Source organism: Cyanobacteriota bacterium (assembly GCA_025054735.1).
Lineage (GTDB): Bacteria > Cyanobacteriota > Cyanobacteriia > SKYG9 > SKYG9 > SKYG9.
The window spans coordinates 1-4979 of the sequence record JANWZG010000302.1 but is presented as its reverse complement, the minus strand read 5'-3'; the positions used below and the strand labels follow the sequence as shown (position 1 = coordinate 4979).

Genomic DNA, 4979 nt, shown 5'->3' with positions numbered 1-4979 from the left:
GTCCCCGTCGCATACGGTTGATCAACTGAGTTTGGTGAGCATCAATGTTGCGAATAATTTGGCTAGACACCACACGAGGCTTGATGCGTTCCTGTTCACGCACACCGAGGGTTTCCAAAATTGCCTGCCCTGCTGTGCGTACATCCCCTTGGTTATTGGCATGAATTTCTAACAGGCCATAAAGCCGTTCAATAATCTGCAACCCAGGCCGCACACGGGTAGATTTCATAGCAACATCTGTGATGCGGTTAATATCCACACCGGGCGAGATTTCAATCCACAGAGATGCATCTCCTGGCAACGGTAAAAAACCAGGAGCCGTCGTGCCCAAGTATGACGCATACTGAGGCTGCAAGCGATCGAGATATACGTAACTTCGCAGGTCTACTGTCAACCGATCTCCGCTCAAGACTAACCCAGCACCTCATCCACCGAAACAACTACCTCTGGAAATGCCAACAGAGACACCTGCTGACCCCGGTAGAATTGTTGCACAGACTGGTAACCATCGGGTGTGGGTATCTGAAAGACTTCTAAGCACTGGCTGGTCACATCCAGCAACCAGACTTCTTGCATGTTGGCTGCTGCGTCGAGGGGCATTTTGATCTCACGATCGTAGTCCCCTGGGGTGTTGGCAACCTCTACCACTAACAAGATGTCCTCTGGTTTAGGGTGTCTAGATGCGTAACAATCGTCGTGAAATGTTAGCACCGCTAGGTCAGGCTGTGGCTCTGACGTATCATCCACCTCGATAGGAGCCTGTACACTTACAACTACACGATCGCCTAATCGAGTAAAGAACAGACGGTTCAGACGCTTAACACGTCCAGTATGACATGGACTAATAGGAGACATTGGAATAATTTCGCCCCGAATTAACTCTACCCGATCGTCCTCGGTTAAGATGTCTGCTTCCAGCATCCGGTAACAGTCTCTAACAGTGAACCGTCGCGCTAGTAGTGTTGTCATGAGCCGATGGTTTTACTCTCTCCCTCTGGTTAGCAGCATAGCATCTCTGTCACTTGGGGATATCGACCGGGCTAAGGGCTATGGTCAGCGACCGATTTAGGGGGTGATGACTAGTGTTGAAAACCATGGTTAAAAAGTCTTGAACCCGCTGACATTGCTCTAGGTTAGCGCGATAGACCCGCCCTCTAGCAGGATCATCGTATCCAGTAAATAGGGGAGTTGCTAACAGATGCTGATAGTAGGGATGATTCAACGACTCTGGTGAAAAGAGTGCGCGATCGCTGGCAGATGGCACCAACCCTGGCGGCAAGTGACCTTCTAGAAGGGCAAGAATGCGGTGCTGGCAAGCATGGGTATCAACGCCGTTGTCGGCTAGGTTTTGGTTAACCTCTTGCAGCGAGAAAGTGGGGGGTGTGGCAGCAGTTACCCGATTTTTATCCATAACCAACCGTAACAACTCTGCTAACAGGAAATAGTCGCTGTATTGATGACGGGATACATCCAGCACATTAGGATACAGTGGCAGCACGGCTAGACCATAGGCAACGCGGCTGCACAAGGGTGCTATCGGCAAGATATGGGCAACACCATTGGGTAGCAATTGTGGTAACACCTGATCAGGCACATACGTATCCTGAATGATGGTGGCATTGGGTAATTTTTGACGCAACCAGCGGGCAATTGCAGGCAGACTAGCCGTCCCACCAGTGCAGATTACTTGGTTAATAGTCTGGGGAAGGAACCCGGTCTGCTCCAGCAAGGCTTTCATGCTCTCGTTGAGGCGCTTTACAAAGGGCAGAAACACCTCGCTCTCTAACCGTCGTCGCTGAATGATACAGGTGTGATTACCGATAGCAACTGCCACTGACTGGCGATACTGAAGCGCTAGTTTGATATACCGAGCCGCCTCTAGCAATAACGTACCAAACACCGACCCCTCTAAACGCTGTTGTAGGGCTTGACGACGAGCTACATCAGGTTCGCCCGGCGTTGGCAACTCTGTGGGCACAATTCCCAAGGTTTCCCAATCGACATCAGGATTAGGAATCGTAAAGTCAGGGAAGAGATCACCGGCTACTACCTGTTCTCGCACTTGGGCTTGGGCGATCGTCAAATTCTGTTGCTCAACCCAAGCCGGATAGAGAACGTGCCCCAGAATATCTTGGTCGATGGCATTACCTGCATAGGCAAGGCTGCGAATCAAAAAGTCATGATGGGATACCTCATGGATTTGCTCTGGTAAGAAAACTACAGCTAACTCCGTTGAGGTAGCACCTGAACTAATCACCAACGTGCTGCCACGCCATGTCATTCCCTTAGGCAACCGCTGCCGTTTACCTGCAGAACGAAGTGCATCCTGAACAGCAGATAACCCCGACAAGACAGCAGCGATCGTCTCATCCAGAAAAATAACCTGATCAGGAGCCTGCACTAAGCCTGCTTTCAGCACTACATCCCGGAGGTTGATGCTATAGGTATCTGACCAGTTATGAGGATAGCCCAAAATCACACCCGACAAGGAAGCCAACGCTCTGCGCAAGGCGATCGTATCTAGCCCCAGCGCTGAAACATGACTAGTATTGGGTGTAAGCAACTGGGTCAATAGGGTTTGGAGGACACGCTGAATGTCCCCGATTGAGACCTGCGCCTGAGTTGACCAACGTACTTGGGGTTGGGGTAACTCTCCTGCTGGTTGAAAGGGTAAAGCTGCCTTTAGATAGGGCTTGAAATGGTGCAACACCACACTAGCAGGATCACCACCTCGGGTAGACTGCAACAGTGCCTGCATGGCCTCTATCTGATTGCCAACCGCTTGTAATGAGCCATTAATAGTAGACAGACAGGCGATCGCAGGTAGCCGAAACGACTGCATCACCTCCGAAGACTCAGCCACCTGCCAGCCCAAGGGATAGACCTTACCTACCGTGCAGTTTAGCAACACGGCAGAAATACCTGTAGTACCAATGTCTAGTCCCAAGTACCATTTGTCTGCATTGGGTTCTGCTTGTTGAATAGGTCGGTCTTGAGGAGGGTGGGAAGCTTGTTCAGCCTGGAGCACTGTATTGGTCTGCAAGCGCGTGTTAGACTGTAACACCGTTGGCATTGCAGCAGCGCTAGCTACTATGCCATCATCTATCTTTTTTTTTTGCTCGATAGCGTCTCCAGAAAACTCCGCAAACATGTCATCAATCGTGACATCTTCAGGAGCGGGGTCAGCAGCAGAAAGACTTGGCGATGAGAGTGTAACTGCCGCAAGGGGATTGGGTAGCGGCGACAGGTTAGGAGAAACTACAGCATCACCTAGACTTTCTGGAAGAGAGTCCAGTGTTAGGGGCATTTCCTCTGGCGGAGAATCATCTCCAATAGGCGCATCAGAGAACATCGCTGCTAAGCCCTCTGGAGTCAACGTTTCTGTGTCAGGAGGCGACTGTAGATCAACAGGATCCCCCAGTGCAGCGAATAAGGTATCTATACGTTCAGGGTTAACTGTGACTGGATGATGGGAAGGGTATGTACCCGCAGTGGGTAGGGCTTGGGGCATGGAGCTATCACTGTCTGCATCATCTTCAGAGCCATTGTCGTCTGAGTTGGCTGACGCAGACGTGGATTGTCGCTCATCAAATGTACCTGCTGTATCTGCAGATGTATCTGTAAATGTATCCGCAGAATCATCGAACGGCAGCATTTCCCAGGCATCATCTGCCGTCTGGGAATACTCCAAGCTTGACAAGTCATCGCTTAACTGCCGCAAAACACTGGCATTCAGCCAAAAATCAACATCCTGTGCTGGTGTGGTTTCATGGATCGAGTCAGGATCGTTGACTAGCAGCATTTCATCGGGTGATGCTGGGATATAGTCCTCATCTGTTGCACCGATATCGACATTGGGAGATGGCTGAGCAGAAGCTGATGGCAAAACTGAAGGAGAAGGAGCAGCAGCCGTCGCAGAACCAGCATCTTTAGTGGGGGTTTCAGTAGGGGTTATTGTCTGGGAAAATCCTAAAAAATCGCCTAAGCTAGCTAGGGTATCGTTATCATCTGGTTCATTAGTTGAAATTGCGGGGGTTGCGATCGCATCTAGAGAACTCGATGGTACACTGCCAAGTGATAGGGAAGCCTCTGGTGGCGATCGCCGGGATAGCGGTTCTGGCTCTTCAGCTCGAAATAGATCATCAAGAGTCAAGGGTAAGGGGCTTGCTGGAATAACATCATTCTCGTCCGCAGAAATTTCGCTGTAACCATCATCCCCGGCACTACCCAGATTGGCACTGAGGTCATCGGCATCACCATTGGGCAACAGGTCTGATGATTCCAAGAACATCTCAACGTTAGGAAACAGATCGCTACTCTCTAGCGTCACCATGCCATCAGATTGCAAACTAACAGAAGCGTCTACAACATCTGGCTCAATGACAACATCGTCTGTAGCCATATCTTCATCAATTGGCTGCAAGGACGACGGAGCCTCCATTAGCATGTCTACTACTACATCCATCCTCTGGGACAGCCCTTCAGAGGGAGTGTTTGCCTCAGTTTCTACAGTTGGTTCAGGTGGTTCCGGTTCAGCATCCTGACTAGCTGCTAAGCCTGCATCATCACCAAATAAACTTTGATAAAAGGCATCTAATTCATAGCTATCTATTTCTGGGCTGTTGGGCTTTTTCAGCGATGGCATCTCAGACAATGTTGTGGTGATCGTGTCCAGGGGTGATTCTGGGACAGCAGGCAAGTCATCCAGAGCACTCAGAAGATCATCAGAGTCTGGCCAGTCCGACAGGTCAATAGAGTCTGACAAATCTGATAAATTGACTACGCTCTCTGCATCATCACCATCTAAGCCATCCTCTAGCACATCATCAGCATCTGACAATACCTGTTCACTGGTATCTGTTGGTTGGTCATTTAATGCTGCACTCAGTTGCTCCAAAAATTCCAACGCAGAGTTAAGGTCATCATCGGCCTGCGCTGGTTCTAAATCAGCAACCCTTGGCGTTATGTCCTGGGTTTGC

At 50.1% G+C, this 4979-nt stretch carries 3 protein-coding genes; all 3 read right to left on the bottom strand.

The window, feature by feature from the left end:
• On the bottom strand, positions 1 to 394 hold a 394-nt coding region (locus NZ772_13615), incomplete at its 3' end, for a hypothetical protein (GenBank protein ID MCS6814587.1).
• Between the two features lie 17 nt (positions 395 to 411).
• Positions 412 to 969, bottom strand: coding sequence for a Uma2 family endonuclease (locus NZ772_13610; GenBank protein MCS6814586.1), 558 nt, complete (start codon positions 967 to 969; stop codon positions 412 to 414).
• Positions 970 to 1018: 49 nt separating this feature from the next.
• On the bottom strand, positions 1019 to 4979 hold a 3961-nt coding region (locus NZ772_13605; GenBank protein ID MCS6814585.1), incomplete at its 5' end, for a hypothetical protein.